Below are 1,899 nucleotides of genomic sequence, written 5' to 3'. Positions count from 1 at the left end.
ATCTTGCCTACCAACCAGTGCCATTTTCTTACCTCCCGCAAAACGGCAACGCCTCCCAGTCAAAAGGAGGTGCCTTAAACATGTCAGTCAGGTCGCTTGGAGAGTAGCGGTCCGATCCGCCCCCGACATCGGACAAAATGCGCGCTACAATCCCGGGGAACAATCCTGCGGTCGGACTAGTCTGTACGCTTTTCGGTCTAATCTCGACGGACTAGTCAGAAGGTTATAGTCTGGCACATGCGTTTGCATTCGCTCAGTTTGCATCCGAACAGCTCAGGCAAGTTGCTGACCCGCCTTGCCTCGATGTCGCTCCTGATAGCGACACTTGCAGTCGAGACAGCGCTGCCGACCTCTGTGGCATACGACATCGGCTTTTTTGAGTTTGTTCCCGCCATTATTGCCATCTCATATTTCGAAGATCGCATGATCGCTCTTGCGGCAACATTTGTGATGGTTGCCGTCGGCTTGTTGACGCGGGATGTCCTGCACCATCCAATCGATGTCGGCCTTTGGGTTCAAGCCATTCTGCTGCTGGTTGCAGGGGGGATGATCGCCCTGACTTTCCACCGGCAGAGGCAGGACTACCGCACCCTTTTGCAGGTTGCGGAGGCTAGACTCGCGGCCTTGGAAGCAACCGAAAACAGGTTTCGCTGGGCATTCGAACGTGCCGCCATTGGCTTTGCCAACATGAATGAGAACGGAGAGTTGCAACGGTCCAACAAGCGTCTTGGTGAGATGACAGGGTATGTCGAGGAGGAGCTTTCAAGTCTGCCGCTCAGCGCACTCGTCCACCCCGACGACAACCACACCTTGGCGGAAGCGTTGACTCGCCTGAAAGACACGACTTCGTTTGGCTCGGAGATCCGTCTCCTGAGAAGAGACGGCACGATTTTGTGGACAAGATTGGCCCTGTCTTTGGCCGTGCCAGCCGATGCTCTCCCTCAAAGCATTTTTGTAGTGGTGGACGACATATCGGGAGAGCGAACCGCCCGCGAGGCACTCCGGGCTCAGAAGGAATGGTTGGACCTGGCGCTATCGTCAAGCCGGTTGGGAACATGGCGCATAGATTTCGAGAGCGGGTCCGTGAAGGGCTCAGCCGCGTTCTGGGAAATGATGGGGCTGGCACCCGCGCCGAGCCGTCCATTGCAGGAATTGACTGCGGTCGTTCACCCGGCCGACTTGCCTAATCTGATGGCCCCGGGAGAGCTTGCATCAGGCGCCGACTATGACGCTGAGATCCGCATCAGGCGAACTGGCGGACATATCCGCTGGATTGCTCTTCGGGGACGGGACGAATTGCGCGACGGTCGTGCACAGCGAATAGGAGTCGCCGCGGATCTCACCGATCGGCGCATAACCATTCTGCTGCGGGCTGCGGCGAAGAAGCGAGAGCGGGCTATGCTTGAACAGCGCCATAGGCTCAACAATCTGTTTCCGGTGATCACGGCGCTTGTGAATATGGTTGGTGCCCCCGACAATGATATCGCCAGCTATAAGCAGACACTGATCGAAAAGATCGGCGCACTCCAGGCGACGCATCTGCTTCTTTCACGCGATGGCAGCCTGTCGGCTTCCCTGCGTGACCTCATCGTTCAGGAATTGCAGCCCTATATGGGGACGCATGACATTTCGATCAGTGGACCCGAAATAAAAATGGCTGAGGGTTCGGCTGAGAGCTTCGCAATGATCGTTCACGAGCTTACGACCAATTCCGTGAAGCATGGGGCTCTCGGCACTCCGGCAGGACGGATCGAGGTCGTGTGGCAATTCGTGGCCCAGGAGCCCGGCGCCGACATAGTGTTTGAATGGTCGGAATCGGGAGAGCGCCGGGTCTCCACCTCGGCTCGGCGTGGTTTTGGGTCGTTGATTATCGGAGCCGGCGGTGAGCCTATCGTGGGC

1 protein-coding gene is annotated in these 1,899 nt (G+C 57.4%); it reads left to right on the top strand.

All coding sequences use genetic code 11. The features are described 5' to 3' along the window. Positions 1 to 237 precede the first annotated feature (237 nt). Positions 238 to 1,899 (top strand): PAS domain-containing protein (locus EN969_RS29050; RefSeq protein WP_127419625.1); only part of this gene is annotated, 1,662 nt, incomplete at its 3' end.

This window comes from Mesorhizobium sp. M7A.F.Ca.CA.003.01.2.1, assembly GCF_003998945.1.
Lineage (GTDB): Bacteria > Pseudomonadota > Alphaproteobacteria > Rhizobiales > Rhizobiaceae > Mesorhizobium > Mesorhizobium ciceri.
The sequence above is the reverse complement of the archived record's forward strand: the minus strand, read 5'-3'. Positions and strand labels throughout refer to the sequence as shown.